At 48.6% G+C, this 17,844-nt stretch carries 10 protein-coding genes; 9 read left to right on the forward strand and 1 reads right to left on the reverse strand.

Annotation, left to right across the window (positions count from 1 at the left end; all coding sequences use genetic code 11):
• Window positions 1-192 precede the first annotated feature (192 nt).
• The gene (gene uvrA, locus AWU77_RS03980) at window positions 193-3,066 is read right to left on the reverse strand and encodes an excinuclease ABC subunit UvrA (protein ID WP_062059536.1); all 2,874 of its coding nucleotides are present in this window, start codon (window positions 3,064-3,066) and stop codon (window positions 193-195) included.
• Window positions 3,067-3,251: 185 nt separating this feature from the next.
• On the opposite strand from uvrA, the gene AWU77_RS03985 reads away from it, so the two are divergent.
• From AWU77_RS03985 to AWU77_RS20650, 9 genes are all read left to right on the forward strand, one after another.
• A complete protein-coding gene (locus AWU77_RS03985) occupies window positions 3,252-4,640 on the forward strand; it encodes an MFS transporter (RefSeq protein WP_062059538.1) in 1,389 nt (462 codons plus the stop codon).
• A 97-nt stretch (window positions 4,641-4,737) separates the two neighbouring features.
• Window positions 4,738-5,295, forward strand: a complete 558-nt coding sequence (gene ssb, locus AWU77_RS03990) for a single-stranded DNA-binding protein (protein WP_062059540.1) — start codon at window positions 4,738-4,740, stop codon at window positions 5,293-5,295.
• Between the two features lie 247 nt (window positions 5,296-5,542).
• Entirely contained in the window at window positions 5,543-6,016 is a 474-nt protein-coding gene (locus tag AWU77_RS04000) for a cytochrome c (RefSeq protein WP_062059544.1), read from the forward strand.
• Between the two features lie 5 nt (window positions 6,017-6,021).
• The gene (locus AWU77_RS04005) at window positions 6,022-6,705 is read left to right on the forward strand and encodes a cytochrome b/b6 domain-containing protein (protein WP_062059545.1); all 684 of its coding nucleotides are present in this window, start codon (window positions 6,022-6,024) and stop codon (window positions 6,703-6,705) included.
• A 277-nt stretch (window positions 6,706-6,982) separates the two neighbouring features.
• The gene (locus AWU77_RS04010; RefSeq protein WP_062059546.1) at window positions 6,983-8,347 is read left to right on the forward strand and encodes a family 43 glycosylhydrolase; all 1,365 of its coding nucleotides are present in this window, start codon (window positions 6,983-6,985) and stop codon (window positions 8,345-8,347) included.
• A 194-nt stretch (window positions 8,348-8,541) separates the two neighbouring features.
• A complete protein-coding gene (locus AWU77_RS04015; RefSeq protein WP_062059547.1) occupies window positions 8,542-10,488 on the forward strand; it encodes a glycoside hydrolase family 97 protein in 1,947 nt (648 codons plus the stop codon).
• A gap of 206 nt (window positions 10,489-10,694) precedes the next feature.
• Window positions 10,695-12,593, forward strand: coding sequence for a family 43 glycosylhydrolase (locus tag AWU77_RS04020; protein ID WP_238582298.1), 1,899 nt, complete (start codon window positions 10,695-10,697; stop codon window positions 12,591-12,593).
• A 273-nt stretch (window positions 12,594-12,866) separates the two neighbouring features.
• Window positions 12,867-13,985, forward strand: a complete 1,119-nt coding sequence (locus AWU77_RS04025; protein ID WP_238582299.1) for an AraC family transcriptional regulator — start codon at window positions 12,867-12,869, stop codon at window positions 13,983-13,985.
• Window positions 13,986-14,369: 384 nt separating this feature from the next.
• The gene (locus tag AWU77_RS20650) at window positions 14,370-17,585 is read left to right on the forward strand and encodes an endo-1,4-beta-xylanase (protein ID WP_238582300.1); all 3,216 of its coding nucleotides are present in this window, start codon (window positions 14,370-14,372) and stop codon (window positions 17,583-17,585) included.
• Window positions 17,586-17,844 lie beyond the last annotated feature (259 nt).

Consider the following 17,844-nt stretch of genomic DNA (forward strand, 5'->3'; position numbering starts at 1 on the left):
CTAAAATGACTAACACAGGGATGCTGATCAGGACAGGATGTTGTGATTAGAGGATTAAGTTTTAGGATGAAACTTATCTAGGGATGTGAAGACAATTAGGCATGATGCCGTACGATCATGATGATCGGATTACCCAGGCAGGGAGCAACGGGGCTTGCAGGAAGCAAAGCCCCTATTTTTCTTTTTAGTAAATTATGCTTTTGTTTTTTCGCTCTTGACGCGCTTAGCTTTTTTACTTGTGACGACATTCAGCATCGGGGCAAGGAATCGCCCAGTATGTGAATGCGTTAGTTGCGCTATTTCTTCTGGTGTTCCAGTTGCGATAATCTGGCCTCCGCCGCTCCCTCCTTCCGGCCCTAAATCAACTACCCAATCTGCAGTTTTAATTACATCCAAATTATGCTCGATTACCACAACGGTATTGCCGTGATCGCGCAGGCGATGCAGTACGTTGAGCAATTGCTGGATGTCGTAGAAATGTAAACCGGTTGTGGGTTCGTCCAAAATGTAGAGCGTTTTTCCTGTGTCGCGTTTGGATAATTCTTTCGCCAGTTTTACCCGCTGTGCTTCGCCGCCGGACAAGGTTGTTGCTGACTGTCCTAAACAGATATAGGACAGACCCACATCGATAAGTGTTTGCAGCTTGTTGGCGATGGAAGGGACGGCATCAAAGAATGCACGTGCATCTTCAATTGTCATTCCCAAAACTTCGTTGATGTTTTTCCCTTTGTATTTCACATCCAGTGTTTCGCGATTGTAGCGTTTACCTTTGCAGACATCGCAGGGAACGTAAACGTCGGGCAAAAAGTGCATTTCTACTTTGGTTACACCGTCGCCCTGACAGGCTTCGCAGCGCCCGCCTTTTACGTTAAAACTAAAGCGACCGGGTTGATAACCACGTGAGCGCGATTCTTGAGTGCCAGCAAACAATTCGCGAATTGGCGTGAAGATGCCGGTATAGGTGGCAGGATTTGAACGCGGTGTGCGACCAATCGGGCTCTGGTCGATATCCACGCATTTATCAAACAAATTCATTCCTTCGATTGACTCATAAGGCGCGGGTGTCAAAGTGGTCGCACCATTCAGTGCGGTTGCTGCCAGAGGGTGGAGCGTAGCGTTGATTAGGGTTGATTTGCCCGAGCCAGAAACACCCGTCACACAGGTCATCAGGCCGACTGGTATTTCCAGCGTAACGTTTTGTAGGTTATTACCCTTGGCGCCTACAAGACGCAGCATCTGCTTCTTATCGAATGGGTTGCGCTTTTCCGGAATGGCAATCGACCTTGTGCCGCTTAGGTATTGGCCGGTAATCGAGTCCTTATTGGCCATAACAGCTTTGACGTTGCCTTGGGCGATAACTTGTCCACCGTGTACGCCCGCACCTGGGCCAATGTCGATGACATGATCGGCTTGGCGGATGGCGTCTTCATCGTGCTCCACCACAATCACGGTATTACCTATATCGCGCAAATGGGTGAGGGTTTTGAGTAGGCGCTCGTTGTCCCGTTGATGTAAGCCGATGGACGGCTCATCAAGAATGTACATGACGCCAACCAAACCTGCACCGATTTGACTAGCTAGGCGGATACGTTGAGCTTCACCTCCGGAAAGTGTTTCAGCACTGCGATTGAGTGTTAGGTAATTTAGGCCTACATCCACCAAAAAGCGGAAGCGGTCGCGTAATTCTTTCAGAATCTTATCGGCGATGCCTGCTTTACGGCCGGTAAACGCCAGCTTCATGTAGTAATCATAAGCATCAGCGACGGGCATTTCGGTGATGCTTGGGAGTGGGCGCTCATCGATAAACACATTGCGCGCTTCTACGCGCAAACGTGTGCCTTCACATTCAGGGCAAGGTTGGCTTGATAAAAACTTGGTTAGATCTTCACGCACTGAATTGGATTCAGTATCGCGATAGCGGCGCTCCATATTGGTCAGCACACCTTCAAAGCTGTGGCTGCGTTTGTATACATCGCCGCGATCATTGATGTAGTTAAATTCGATAATCTCTTCACCCGAGCCGTACAGCACCGCTTCGCGCTGTTTGGCTTTGAGTTTTGCCCATGGTGTGTTCACGTCGAATGCATAGTGTTTGGCGAGCGAGGCGAGCATGTGAAAGTAATAAACATTGCGTTTGTCCCAGCCGCGAATTGCGCCTTCGGATAGGCTCAATGCAGTATCTTGAATTACCTTATCTTCATCAAAAAATTGATGCACACCCAATCCGTCGCAAGTTGGGCAAGCACCCGCGGGGTTGTTGAACGAGAACAGACGCGGTTCGAGTTCGGTCAGGCTGTAATCGCAAATCGGGCAGGCGTGTTTGGATGAAAACAAACGGTCGGGCGCTTCACCGTCCATATAATTAATGCAGGCGATACCTTCTGATAAGTTCAGCGCAGTTTCAAACGACTCCGACAGGCGCAGTTTTAAATCTTCGCGCACTTTAAAGCGGTCGATGACAACTTCGACGGTATGTTTCTTTTTCTTGTCGAGTTTTGGTGTGTCATCCAAGTCGCAGAGAATGCCGTCGATGCGCGCGCGAATAAAACCATCACGTTTTAGTTGTTCAAAGACATGCAGGTGCTCGCCCTTGCGGTCGCGAATCACCGGCGCCAGCAGCATCAGCTTAGTGCCTTCCGGTAATGCGAGAGTCGTATCCACCATCTCGCTAATCGTCTGCGCGGTCAGTGGTGCGCCGTGTTCCGGGCAGCGCGGCTCCCCCACTCGCGCATAGAGCAAGCGCAGATAATCATAAATTTCAGTGATGGTGCCCACGGTAGAACGCGGGTTGTGCGAGGTGGATTTTTGTTCGATGGAGATGGCAGGGCTTAAGCCTTCTACGTGATCGACATCGGGTTTTTCCATCATCGATAAAAATTGGCGCGCATAAGTAGAAAGGGATTCCACATAACGGCGCTGACCTTCGGCGTAAAGCGTATCAAACGCCAGTGACGACTTGCCCGAACCAGATGGCCCGGTAATCACCACAAGCTTGTCCCGTGGGATATCAAGATCAATGTTTTTGAGATTGTGAGTGCGTGCACCCCTGACAATAATTTTGTCCATCTACTGCTTTCCGCCTATGGCCGTTCAAAAGGATCGATTATACGTGAATAGATTGCCAGCAGATGTCAGCAGGGTAATTAATCCAATCTTGCGCAGGATTTACAGGTCGCCAGCGGCTTGAGTTGGTACACTGTCGGCCTTTTAATAATTGACGCTTTTTTTCACCTCTACCGACACCTGATCCCATGCAAGAATCTACTGATACCTCCATTGTGCGTTCGGCGCCTGTCACCTTTGAGCGCAAGGTGGTCTACTCGTTGGCGGCGCTGTACACCTTTCGTATGTTTGGCTTGTTTATGCTGCTGCCGGTATTGGCGCTCTATGGCACTGAATATGCGCATCACAGCCCTTTTTTGCTCGGCTTGGCTTTGGGCGCCTATGGATTTAGTCAGGCGCTGCTGCAGATTCCATTTGGGGTGATGTCTGACCGCATCGGGCGCAAGCCGTTAATTCTCGCTGGCTTGATTGTATTTGTGCTGGGTAGTGTGGTCGCGGCCCTGGCGGACTCGGTATACGGTTTGATTCTCGGGCGTATCCTGCAGGGCGGCGGGGCAATATCGGCAGTGGTGATGGCGCTGTTGACCGACCTTACTTCGGATGAAAATCGCACCAAGGCGATGGCAACGATTGGTGCATCAATTGGTGTTTCTTTCTCGGTCGCCATGACGGTCGGCCCGCTGCTCGCTGCGTGGGGTGGGGTGGGGGCGATCTTCTGGCTGACGGCTATTTTGGGTTTGGTGGGGATCTATATTCTGCTGAAGCTGGTGCCCGATGTGGCCAAGACCACCAGCTCCAAGCGCGAGGCGGTAGCGGTGCCAGGGTTGCTGCGCGATACCCTTATGCATCCGCAGTTGCTGCGTTTAAATGTCGGGATTTTTGTGCTGCATTTTGTGCTTATGTCGAGTTTTGTGGTGCTGCCGCTGATGCTGCAAGATCAATTGCAGATCGCGCGGGAATACCACGGCCTCATCTATTTCCCGCTGCTCGCCTTCGCTTTTGTCTTGATGCTGCCGTTTGTGATCATCGCTGAGAAGCGACGCAAAATTAAAAGCGTATTTCTGATTGCTGTCGCACTACTGTTGGTGACTGAGCTGGCGCTGACGCTGGTTGGCGGTAGCCGCATTGCCGCATTGCTGGTGTTGTTCCTATTTTTCATCGCCTTCAATATTCTGGAGGCGACTCAACCCTCCATGGTCAGCAAAATTGCCCCCGCTGGCGCCAAGGGTACTGCGACGGGTATTTACTCCACCTTTCAAGTGCTTGGCGTATTTGGCGGCGGCGCATTAGGGGGATTGCTGTTGCAGCATCAGGGCGCAAACGCCGTATTTTTACTCAATGCCGTGTTGGTAATGATTTGGCTGGCGGTCGCTTGGTCGATGAAACCGCCGCACTTTTTGGCCAGTGTGCTCATTCCTCTGCGAGGGCAAAATCATCAAGTCTTGGCGGAGAAACTGCGCGCGGTAGATGGTGTAGCTGAGGTGGTGATTGTCGCCTCGGAAAATACGGTTTACCTGAAAGTGGATCAGCGTCGTGTTGATCGCAAACAGCTGGCGGCGATTGTGGCGGAAGTGTAAAGTATCCAGCGCTCCGCACGGGGCAACAACCCATCAACCTGAATGCCGCACTGTAACGACAGAATGCGGATACTCGGACAATCAAGAGGAATGCAGCATGGCTCGCGGTATTAATAAAGTCATTTTGATCGGCAACATCGGGCAAGACCCCGAAGTGAAATATATGCCCTCCGGCGGCGCCGTGACCAACGTCAGCGTAGCCACTTCTGAGACTTGGAAAGACAAAAACACCGGTCAACCGCAAGAGCGCACTGAATGGCACCGCGTTGTATTCTTCAATCGTCTGGGCGAGATCGCGGGCGAATATCTGAAAAAAGGCTCCAAGGTTTATATCGAAGGTTCACTGCGTACCCGTAAGTGGCAGGCGCAAGATGGCACCGATCGCTATACCACTGAAATCGTCGCCAGCGAAATGCAAATGCTCGACGGTCGCGGTGACAACCAAGGCAGCGGCATGGGCGGTGGCGCCGGTATGGGCGCAGCGGCAATCGCCAACAGCTTTGATCAAACTCCCCAGTACAACAATGCCCCTGCCGGCAATAACCAGGGTGGCTATCAGCAGCCAGCGCGCGCGCCACAACAACCGGCTCCGCAGCACAGTGCACCGCAACAACCGGCCGGGTTTGACTCGTTTGATGACGATATCCCCTTTTAAAACCGGAAACACATACAACTATAAAAATGGCTCTTCGGAGCCATTTTTTTTATGGCGCTGTTTCTTGTTAACTCTGAATTGTTTAAAGATGTGTCAACGTATGGCGCACGTATTGATATTGCCGATGCCAAGCGGCAGACTCCAATAGACCTCGTACAAGTCGAGGAATGTAGAGCCACAACCGAGTTTTTATGCCTTTTTGTAAGGCACGTTTTCTCAGACCTGATTAAAACCTAAGGGATAAATGATGATAAATAAGTACCTTGCAATCGTTTCACATAAATCTGTTCGTATCGCCTGCACCGGATTATTGGCCGCCGTATGCGCCGCCTCTGCGTTTGCGCACAAAGAAGTGATGCACGAGCGTCATGAAGGTTTTGAAGATATGGGCGGCGCTATGAAAGCAATCAATGGCCAGCTGAAAAGCGATGCGCCAAATATCGCCAAAATCGATAAAAATGCCGAAGTGATTGCCGCCTTGGCGGTCAAAGTAGCGGGTTGGTTCCCTAAGGGTAGTGGCCCGGAGGCAGGCAAAACCGACGCACTGCCATCCATTTGGGAAAAGCCGGAAGAATTCAGCAAAAGCACCGAGGATTTTGTCGCAGCCAGTAAAGCCCTGACGGCCGCGACCAAGGGTAGTGATGTAGCCGCGATCAAAAAACAATTTATGGCGCTCAAAGAAACCTGCGGTTCCTGTCACGATAGTTTCCGCGCCGATTAATTCCCATGAGCCAAACCACACCCACAGCGGTAATCACCGCCCAGCAGCGGCTATGGGACTGGCCAGTGCGCATTTGCCACTGGTCGATGGTGATGCTGATCGCCGCCTGCTGGTGGACGGCAGAAGAGCATGAAATTGTGTATCACAGTTACTGTGCCTATGCGCTGTTGGGGGTGGTGCTGTTTCGCATTTACTGGGGCTTTTTTGGCAGCAGTACTGCGCGCTTTAGCCAGTTTCTACGCAAGCCCAGCGCGGTGTTTGCCTACCTGAAAAGCCTTGGGCAGCGCGAGGTAAAACCCGCGAGCGGGCACAACCCGCTTGGTGGTTACAGCGTGTTGGCACTTTTGTTTGTTGTGCTGCTGCAAATCGGCTTGGGTTTATTTGCAATCGATGTAGATGGTTTTGATGGCGGCCCCTTTGCCGATTATCTCAGTTTCAAAACCAGCCGCATGATTACCGGCTGGCATGAAATCATCTTTAATGTGTTATTGGCATTTATCGCTCTGCATATTGCGGCGATTGTGTATTACCTCCTCTGGCGCCGCCAGAATTTAACCGCCGCTATGCTGCGCGGAAAAACCTCTGCACCCGGCATCACACCCATGCAACCTGCAAGTATCACACGTGCTATCGCCGGTATTGCTCTGGCAGGTTTAAGTGTCTGGCTGATCTTGTCGCTACCTTTCTGATTGGCGGCTATTCACTCCCTACTGGGGCTATAGGTTAAGCCTTGGCAGGTAGCCACCGGGGACAATTCCGAATACCGAGAGAATGATCAGAATCAGCATAGGGCAGGCTGATCTGGGAGGCGGTGCGCTAGCACACAGAGGGGGATGGCGCGACTGAAAATACCCGCAAAAAACCTTGGCCAATTCGGACATTTCTGGATACACTTTATTTGTCTTATAATATTAAGACATTATCAATCACAACCTACCTCATAACAATAATTTGCAGGTGACTACTATGTTTACACGTTTACTCGCAGGCCTTGGCCTTTGGGTGCTGAGCTTTACCGCATCGGCGATGACTCTCTCAGGTTTAATCAACTCGCACGACCCTGGCACTATTACTAAAGATGGCAACACCTACTTTCATTTCACTACCGGTACCGGCATTTGGTATTCGACATCGACCAACCTGACTGCTTGGGCTGGGGCGGCTAGCCCGGTATTTACTACTTACCCTTCATGGATTTACAGCAAGGTTCCTAACTTCAGCGGATCATTCTGGGCGCCGGATGTGATCCATATGAATGGCTATTACTACCTCTATTACTCGGTATCTACTTTCGGGACCTCAGTGTCGGCTATTGGTGTTGCGCGCACCGCATCACTCACCTCGCCCAGCTGGACAGATTTGGGCATTGTGGTCGAATCATGGGGTGGCAGTGCAGAAATTAATGCGATCGATCCGGCGTTGTATCGCGATCATGACGGCAAAGTGTATATGAGTTACGGCTCTTTCTTTGGCGGCATCGGCATCGCTGAAATTAATCAAAGCAGCGGTAAATTAAATGGCAGTGTGACAAAAATTTACGGCGGCAATCACGCCGATATTGAGGCGCCTTATATTTCTCGCGATGGTGATTACTATTATTTGTTTATCAATCGTGGCGCTTGCTGTAATGGCGCAAGCAGCACCTATTACATTCAGGTTGCACGCTCTACTTCTATAAATGGCCCCTACAGCGATGTGCGCACACTCATGCCCAATACCGATGGCAAATACAAAGGCCCTGGTCATATTGGTGTATTAAAACAAGATGGCTGCAATTATGTCTCTACCCATTATTACGATTTGAATGATAACGGCGCAGCCAAGCTCGATATTTTAAAAATGACCTACAGCAATGGTTGGCCAACATTAACGCGCAATTTTTCTGTCGCGAGTTGTGGTGGGGTGAGCGATGGTTTGTATCGCATTACCGCGCGCCACAGTAATAAAGACTTAATGCCTGCCGCAAAATCTAGCGCCAACGGCGCCATGATCCAGCAAGAAACTTGGAATAACTACCGCGCGCAGCAGTGGTATCTGATTAATCAGGGCACCGGATATTACAGCGTGATTAATGCAGCCAGCTTGAAAAGTATGGATGTGTATAACAACTCAACCGCTGCAGGTGCCAATATTGCCCAGTGGGACTATTGGGGCGGCGCAGGGCAAAAGTGGAGCCTGACCAATAGTAGTGGTTATTACACACTTAAATCGCAACTGAGCAATTTACCATTGGATATTTTTAATTTAAGTACCGCTAATGGTGCGCAAGTGATTCAGTGGAATGCAACAGGTGCAACCAATCAACAATTTAGTTTGACGCGGTTGAAATAAATGCAGGTTGGAAAAGCCAACGATGCGGTAAAGCTGTAAGTCAGTTAACCGTCGTCACTCCCGCTTGCGGGAGTCCAGTTTGTAATTTAAAACCTATGGACTCCCACAGGTGGGAGTGACTTTATTGAGAGTGACGTTATAAAGATGCAAGATATTTACACGCTTAAAAATTATAAACAGGATGAAAAAAAATTATGAAAAAAATAGGCAGTTATTTGGTCATGCTCGGTGTTTTTGTATTGGCAGGGTGCAGCAAATCAGCCCCGGAGTTGCTTACCAGCCCCGATAAACAAATACAGGTTAAAGTTTTTGTCACCCAGCAAAATACACTGGCCTATTCAGTTGATCGTGCGTCACAGCCGGTTATTCTCGAGTCAGATTTAGGGCTGCAATTAACTGCGGCGGATTTCACCCAAGGTGTGGCGATAGATTCCCGGTCATCGATTGTATCGGTAGCCGATGATTACACCATGCGCGTAGGTAAAAAGAGCAAGATTAGCTATCAGGCCAATGAACAGACATTTATTGTTAAAAACGCGCAACAACAAAAACTGCAGATTGGATTTCGTGTATCCAATGATGGTGTTGCATTTCGCTATAGCGTGAATGATCCTTCTATTGCGCAAAAACAATTTGTAAAAGAAACAACCAGTTTTAATTTTTCTCCTACGGCTAAGGCTTGGCTGCAGCCTATGTCCGTTGCGCAAACCGGCTGGAGTAATACCAATCCCTCCTATGAAGAACATTATCAAGCCGATGTGCCAGTGGGCACCGAATCGACGTTAAAACAGGGTTGGGTTTTTCCGGCATTGTTTAACGCAGCTGATCACTGGCTTGCCATTTCAGAAACCGGCATGGATGGCACTTGGCATGGTTCCCATTTGCAGTTAGGTGAAAAGCCAGGTGAATACACCATTGTGCCGCCGCAAACACCCGAAGTATTTATTTCAGCAAAGGGTGAAAAAGGCGCGCTTCTGGCCAATGCGACAGATACACTGGAATCTCCCTGGCGAATTATTGCGTTAGGTTCATTGGCGCAACTAATGGAATCTACCTTAGGGACGGATTTGGCCGCGCCAGCAATTCCAATCGATGAGGGTTTTATCAAGCCAGGTCACAGTTCATGGAGTTGGGCGATTTTAAAAGACGATTTCACCACCTTTGATGTGCAGAAAAAATTTATCGATTACGCCGCCGATATGCATTGGGATTACACTTTGATCGATGCGGATTGGGATAAAAAAATTGGCTATGAAAAATTGCAGGAATTGGTTGATTACGCCGCACAAAAAAATATCGGTGTATTGGTTTGGTATAACTCCTCGGGTGATTGGAATGAAACGCCTTATACCCCCAAGAGCCAGTTAATTTCTCACGAGCTGCGTGTAGCTGAATTTTCGCGCTTGCAAAAAATAGGTGTTAAAGGCGTAAAAATAGATTTCTTTGGCGGCGACGGACAATCATTTATGCAGTATTACATTGATATTTTGCAAGACGCAGCCGCCCATGAATTATCGGTCAATTTTCACGGGGCGACTCTGCCGCGCGGTTGGCAGCGCACCTATCCCAATTTGATGACGATGGAATCGATCAAGGGTTTTGAGTTCACTACATTTTCGCAAGCCGACCAAGACCCGGTTGCTGCACATGTTGTCACCGCCTTATTTGCCCGTAATTTATTTGACCCTATGGACTATACGCCTATGGCCTTTGGCGATATTCCCAGTATCAAACGCGTAACCGAAAATTCCTTTGAGTTGGCCGAATCTGTATTGATGATTTCCGGTATTCAACACTTTGCGGAAATTCCCGAGGGAATGGCGACTGCGCCCGAGTACGTTAAAAATTTCCTGCGCGATTTGCCACGCGAGTGGGACGAGGTGAAATTTATCGATGGCTACCCGGGCAAGTTTGTGGTGATTGCACGTAAAGCGGGCGATGCCTGGTATATCGCCGGTATTAATGCGGAAAGTGAAGCTAAAACTCTGACGTTGGATTTAAGTTTTGTGGGCGATAAAACTGGCGAATTAATTACCAGTGGTGAAGCAGAACGCGATTTTTCTCACGAGGAAATAGACAGCAAAACGCCACAAACAATTACCTTGCGCCCCAGTGCTGGTTTTGTGATGGTGTTGAAATAAACGTTTACCGTAGGTTGCTGGTGAGCCTGCGAACCGCAACATGACCATGTCGCCGCGTCAACCAAAAGCCAAGTGGAGCATTGAATATGGTTTCGGTGTGAATTGATAGATGGCCATGTTGCGGTTCGTTCCTCACCAGCAACCTACAAAAAATACAAAGCAAATACAAAAAATACAAAAAATGTAAAAGTGAGAGAGCAAACACAATGATTAAAAAATTAGTAACCGGTCTGCTGCTGCCAATTATTTTATCGGCCTGTGCAACCAAAGAGCCCAATAAACCACCTGCAACCAGTGCGGAAAATTCCAACACCTTTACTAATCCCATCTTCCCCAATGGCGCTGACCCTTGGCTTGAATATTTTCAGGGCAATTATTATTTGACCACCACGACCTGGACATCCCAACTTGTGATGCGTAAATCACCCACGCTTGCCGGTCTTGCCAGTGCAACGCCAATCCATATTTGGTCTGAAAGTGAATTGGAGCGCTGCTGTAATTTTTGGGCGTTTGAATTTCATCGTTTGAAAACCGAAAAAGGTTATCGCTGGTATGTGATGTATACCTCGGGCATCGCGGAAAATTATGATCGCCAACATTTAAGTGTGATTGAAAGCCAGGGCGATGATCCGCTTGGCCCTTACACTTATAAAGGCTCACCAATGCCGGATATCTGGAATATCGACGGTAATTATTTTGAACATAATGGCGAGTTATATTTACTTTGGTCGCAATGGGTGAGAGACGAGCAAACGATTTGGATTTCTAAAATGACTAACCCCTGGACGGTGACCGGTGAGCGAGTAATGATTTCGCGCCCGCAATACGAATGGGAATTTTCCGGTATGAAAGTCAATGAGGGGCCGGAAATGATTAAACGTAATGGCAAAACCTATATGGTTTACTCGGCGAGCTTTTGCAATACACCGGATTACAAATTGGGTTTGATTGAATTAGTGGGTAATGATCCGCTCAAGCCTGAATCATGGCATAAGTTCGATCAACCGGTGTTTAGCAAAGCCAATGGTGTTTACGGCCCCGGCCACAATGGTTTTTTTAAATCCCCCGATGGCAGTGAAGATTGGTTGATTTATCACGGCAACGCCAGTGAGTTAGAAGGTTGCAGTTCAACGCGCTCGCTGCGTGCACAAAAATTTGCCTGGAATGATGACGGTACCCCTAATTTTGGCGAGCCAGCGGCAGCCGGTGAAAAAGTCACTTCTCCCTCCGGCGAAAATGGCCCGCTGATTACCAGGGTACAAGGCATACAAGTACAATTAGTTAGCAAAGCGAATCACCAATGCGTGGCAGATGCAAACGGCAAGGTCAACAGCGCAGATTGCAATAGCGCCGCGGCAAGTTGGACACTGGATTACACCACCAATGGTAATTACCGTTTGGTGAATGCGGCCGGATTATTTTTAGGGCAGGGCGATGACCAATGCAGTGCAAGTAAAATGGCGGATTTAAATGCAGCACCATGGTACAACCAGCTTTGCCAACAATGGCAATTAGTGCCGCACGACAAGGGCTGGTTAACACTGGTGAATGCGCAAACCAAACAGGAATTGCAATTTGCTGATTGCAAAGAACCTGCCCCCGCCGTAGCGGGCAAAAAATCCGTAGAAGATGTGCCGCAATTTATCGCGCAAAAACCCGCGTGTAATTTGTGGCGTATTCAACCGGTACAACAAGTAGCGATTACCAGTGTGCAAAGCGGTAAGGCTATTACTGCCGCAAACGCGAAAACGGGCAGTAACATCGAGCAAGATGAATGGCACAACAAGGCGAGCCAGCGTTGGTTATTGGTCAATACACAAGAGGGCTATTACCAAATTCAATCCAGTAACGATTCTGCTTTATGCATCGCGGTTGCGAATCAATCTATAGTGCCGGGCAGCAATGCCGAATTGGCTGCTTGCGGTGATACTCACGCTCAATGGCAAATCGATTTCCTTGCCGACGGAACGGTTAAGTTGGCGAACCGAAAAAGTAATCTGGCTCTGGATTTAGCCCACTGCGGTTTGGCCAATCACACCAATTTTGCACAGAGCCAATGGTCAGATTCCAACTGCCAAAAATTTCAATTGAAGCCAATCGACTAGCGAATTATTCAACTTGCCTCCCAGGCTCTGCCTGGGAGTTTATTCCCCTACTCCCCGCTTTTTAGCAACCACTCCCGCCCCTGGTCCTCATTGACAATAGTACTTGTCGCATGTATACAAGTGCACTAACTGTTCAATTATAATAATTCGTTCCCGGTATTTTCTGTTGGCGGCTATACGTGTGCTGATTTTTACCGGGATTTTTGTGTATTTCTATCTGGTTTTTCAGCGATGGCAGGCTTTTATCGAAATGTGGCGATTGGGTCATTTATTATGATGATCTTGAGCGCATGCATTTTTTATCTAGGTTATAAAAAATCCCAGCTGAGCCTGCCATTATTTCCTGAGCGCGACCAAAGTTTGGTATGGAAGGTGGCGATAGAGCCGGAACAACCAAAAGGAAAAACCCAATTACGGGTAAAAAATGAAGTGGGAAATATGGAATATGAGTTTCTGCTTGATCCGGCGCAGAAGTTTCCCTATAGCCATTATTCCCTCTATTTTGTCGATGCCATTCAAACTGCACTGCAGGTGGATCTAACCGCTTATCAAACTGTGTCGTTCAGTATTAGTTGTGATCCCAAAAATGTGCTGTTATTTACCCTGTTTAGTTTTGACGACAAGGTGACTGATTTAACTAACTTGGTCACCCGGCGTGTATCTTCAACTGCCTTCACCTGCACCCAAGCCTGGAATAGGGTCACCATTGAGTTGGATGATCTGGAAACGCCGCAATGGTGGTTGGGGCGATACGGTTTTGATTACAGTGAAAAAAGCTATCGGCTCGATAAAACCATGGGCTTTGCCTGGGTGAATTCCTTACAAAGTCCGGTTGATACCTTGTCTACTGTAAAACTAACCGACATTCAATTGTCTGGTTCGGCGCCGCGCTATATTTATGGCGCCAGTATTTTGGTGGCGTGTTTATGGCTGTTGTTTTTTGTGTGGCAACTGCGCCGTTACACAAGGGAATTGACGCTGGAGATACGCGCGCGCGTTAAGGATGATCAGCCGTTGATGGCCTATAAAAAATTATTTATCGCGCCACAAAAAGACAAAGAAAAAGAGGCGCTGCTGCGTTATATGGCGACGGAATACACCAATCACGATTTAAGTCTTGAGGCGACAATTGCATCGCTCAATATGAATCGGAATAAGATAAATGACCTATTAAAAGAAGAGTTGGGGCTGACGTTCACCGGTTATCTTAACAAGCTGCGCCTGACTGAGGCGGCGCGTTTATTAACCGAGAGTACCCATGTGAATGTCTCTGAAATCGCTTATGCGGTGGGTTATAACAATGTGCCGTACTTTAATAAGTTGTTTAAGCAAGAATATGGCTGTGCGCCAAAAACCTTCAAAACCTTGTATCAGTCAAATGATTTGCAATAGGGCAGATCATCCACGGTAAAGCACACAATTGTTTTAATAAAGCACACAATTGTTTTAATAAAGCACACAGCGATGATTTTATCGGCGAAAAATATTTTATATGGAGATTGGTTGGTGCTTCCAGCAGTTTAAATCCCTTTCATTATTCGCATTATTGTTTTCATTTTTCGCACGCTGAAAGAGGTTGTGCGAAAAATGAAAAGATTATTAATCAAATTTCGCTATCTTCCTCGTCTCTCCACCCCTTAATTGCGGGTTCGCAACTACATAACAATAAATGCAGTTTTACTCACTCCTCACATTGGGTTTACAGCGTTAGGCCAACAACCATTGGCTGAAACACTTTCTATTGCTCCATCGCTACTCTTATCGGAGATTAAAATAATGCGCAGCTTAACAATATTTCCTGGGCACATTGCTCAGGCTCTTAAACGAACTCGCCATCTGGTTACTGCTGGTGCTTTGTTGGCCGTTGCGGCGCAAGGCGCCTCTGCCGCGTGTACCTACAATATTGATAATGAATGGAATACCGGTTTTGTCGCGAGCATCACTATCAAAAATGATACAGGTGCGGCGATTAATAATTGGAATATTAATTGGAGTTATTCCGCCAACCGCATCACCAACTCCTGGAATGCAAATCTTTCTGGTTCGAACCCCTACACAGCAAGCAATCTGGGCTGGAATGGCAATATAGCTCCAGGTCAATCTATTTCCTTTGGCTTTCAGGGAAATAAAAATAATGGCGCAGCTGCTGAGCGCCCGACCATTAATGGCGCAGCCTGTAATGGCGGCGCTGTGTCCTCGGTGCGATCCAGTGTTGCGCCAAGCTCTGTCGCTCCCAGTTCCGTCGCGCCGAGTTCTGTCGCTCCTAGCTCGATTGCGCCCAGCTCAAGCCGCAGTTCCGTTCCCAGTTCTGTAGCACCCAGCTCGATTGCAGTGACGTCCAGCAGCCGATCTTCAGTGGCACCGGCGCCGCGCAAATTTGTCGGCAATATCACTACCTCAGGTGCAGTGCGATCTGATTTTATTAATTACTGGAATCAAATCACGCCGGAAAATGAAGGCAAGTGGGGCTCGGTAGAGGCCACACGCGACCAATATAACTGGGCGCCGCTCGACCGTATTTACGCGTATGCGCGGCAGCACAATATTCCGGTGAAAGCGCATACTCTTGTGTGGGGGAGCCAATTCCCGAGTTGGATTAATAATTTGAGTGCAGCGGAGCAAGCGGCGGAAATTGAAGAGTGGATTCGCGATTACTGCGCGCGCTACCCGGATACCGCAATGATCGATGTAGTCAATGAAGCTACCCCCGGCCATGCCCCGGCAGCCTTTGCACAAAATGCATTTGGTAATAATTGGATTATTAAATCCTTCCAGCTGGCGCGCCAATATTGCCCTAACGCAATATTGATTTTGAACGATTACAACGTGCTGAGTTGGAACACCGCTGAATTTATCACCATGGCAACCCCTGCGATTAATGCCGGTGTGGTAGATGCATTGGGTATGCAGGCGCACGGCCTCGCGGATCGCCCATTGTCAGAAACCACCAACAAGTTGAATCAAATCGCGGCATTGGGTTTACCGATTTATATTTCAGAATATGACATCGAAAAAACCAATGATCAGGAGCAGCTGCAAGTGATGCAACAACAATTCCCGCTGTTCTATAACCATCCTTCGGTCAAAGGGATTACCTTGTGGGGTTATGTAGTGGGCAAAACCTGGCGCGATGGCACTGGCCTGATTCAAGAAAACGGTACACCGCGCCCAGCGATGACCTGGTTGATGAATTACCTCGCCACTAATGCAACGTCCAGCCAGAGTTCGGTTGCCAGTTCATCCAGATCGAGCCAATCATCGGCGATTATTTCCAGCTCATCTTCAAGTGTGATTGTTCCCGCAACATCCAGCAGTTCGCTGTCATCCACCAGCTCAGCGCGTTCATCCAGTTCCAGTTCAATTATTTCAACCTGGCCGGAGTTGGTGGTGGCGATTAATGCGGGCGGAGCGCAAGTGAATTACAACGGAGTGCAATACAAAGCCGATCAATACAGCACTGGCGGAACGGTACACAGCACCACGAGTAGCATCAGCAACGTCGCAGAAGGTGCGCTGTTCCAAAGTGAGCGCTACGGCACTTACGGTTATGAAATTCCAGTCACTAATTCGACTTACTCTATCGAATTACACTTCGCGGAAATTTATCAAACTACTGTCGGCAAGCGCTCGTTCAATGTATCGGTTGAAGGCAAGCAAGAGATGTATCAAGTGGATCTTTATTCATTGATCGGTGCGAACGCGGCTTACAGCTACACGGTGGATAATGTGCAAGTGACCGATGGCAAATTGAATATTGATTTAACCACTTTGGTGGATAACGCAACGCTTGCAGGCTTTGCGATTTATTCATCAACCGGCGGCAAATTGGTGGAAACAACTCCTCCAATTAATCCCGGTACCGCCAGTAAAGAAAATGAAGGTGCAGATTGCGTTTTGGGTAATCCCCCCGCTGCAACCAGCAATGCAAAATTGCCTGATCCGTTTAAAAAATATAACGGCGCGCGCATTGCATCCAAAGCAGATTGGCGCTGTCAGCGGCAGGAAACCTTGAAGCAAGTTGAAGCATCAATCTACGGCACTAAGCCGGGCAAACCACAAACCGTAACGGGCACTGTGAGCAATTCACAAATTACCGTGAATGTGCAGCACCAAGGTAAATCGGCAAGTTTTAGCGCGCGAGTAGAAATGCCAAGCAATACCAGTGGGCCGGTGCCCGCTGTGGTTGTGCTCGGTGGTTTTGGTGCAGACACCGCCACTATTAAAGCGGAAGGTGTTGCAGTTATTGTTTACGATCCTTACGTGGTTGGCGCCGAGTCGGGCAGTCGCAGTAATAAAACCGGCGCTTTCTACAGCATTTATGGCAACAACAGTTCAACAGGTTTGTTAGCCGCATGGGGCTGGGGCGTGAGCCGTATTATCGACGTGCTGGAGCAATCTGGTACTACGGTGCTGAAACCTGATGCCATCGGCGTAACCGGCTGTTCACGTTTTGGTAAAGGTGCATTTGCTATCGGCGCATTGGATCAGCGCATCGCGTTAACTATGCCGTTTGAATCCGGCAGTGGCGGTGTTCCCATCTGGCGCGGCATTCCAGGCGAAGGCGCACAAAGCCCAAGCAGTGCCTACGGTGAGACCTATTGGTTGGGCGATACCTTCGGTAATTACACTGCAGATACAAAACGTTTACCGGTAGACACGCATCAAATTATTGCACTAGTAGCACCGCGCGGATTATTCATCATGGACAACCCGCACATCGCCAACCTCGGGCCGAAATCAGCACACGCAGCGGCACTTGCGGGTGCAGAAGTGTACAAAGCCCTCGGCGCAACCAGCTCCATCACCTACCACTCCAACGTAGCCGACGGCTCACACTGCTCCATCCGCCCGGAACACAAAGCACCACTGCAAGCCAACATTCGCCGCTTCCTGAAAAAAGAATCGGCGACTACCGGCGGAATTAATGCGCGCTCAAACGCAACCGCCAATATCAATGACTGGGTAGATTGGACTACACCAACGTTGAATTAATTGTGTTGTCACCAAGGACGGCGAGTTAAACGAAAAAGCCAACATTGTTTACGCAATGTTGGCTTTTTGTTTTTTTACGGGAAAACTAATGGGGTAATAGCCTGTAATTCAAACTGGCAGAAAATGCTGTAATAGTCTCTAATTCGCATCTAGTCTCTGCAGGTAGGGTGATCCCTACCGCGAATATCGGACACCTTAGAAACTGAGTAAACTTACTCCAGAGGTGATCCATGAGCAAGAAACAATCCACGCAAACGAA

The organism is Cellvibrio sp. OA-2007 (assembly GCF_000953825.1).
Taxonomy (GTDB): Bacteria; Pseudomonadota; Gammaproteobacteria; order Pseudomonadales; family Cellvibrionaceae; genus Cellvibrio.